Origin of the sequence: Bacillus sp. GbtcB14 (genome assembly GCF_019091205.1) — a bacterium.
Taxonomy (GTDB): domain Bacteria; phylum Bacillota; class Bacilli; order Bacillales; family Bacillaceae_G; genus Bacillus_A; species Bacillus_A cereus_AG.
The window spans coordinates 1-270 of sequence record NZ_JAGXJT010000156.1; the positions used below are offsets into that span (position 1 = coordinate 1).

Sequence of the window (270 nt, forward strand, 5' to 3'; positions counted from 1 at the left end):
CTCCGGCTGTAGCGGAAAACAATACCTCCAAAGGCATAAGCCTGCCTGCAGTATCGCCCCTGCAAAAGATGGATGCCGCAATGGAAGAACCTTTAGGGGAACCGGCTCCCATACAAATGAAAGCGCATTTACCACCAAAATTCATTCTGCAAAAAACACTATCTGTTGAAAATAATGTACTGCACCCCTTCCAGTTAAAGGCTGGCGCCCCTGTGGTGCAAAGGACTATTAATATTTTGCCGGGGGCACCTGCCTTGCCAGGCACGTCTG

At 49.6% G+C, this 270-nt stretch carries 1 protein-coding gene; it reads left to right on the forward strand.

Annotation, left to right across the window (positions count from 1 at the left end):
* Positions 1-80 precede the first annotated feature (80 nt).
* A partial coding sequence (locus tag KVT31_RS29600; RefSeq protein ID WP_217613730.1) for a hypothetical protein occupies positions 81-270 on the forward strand: 190 nt, incomplete at its 3' end.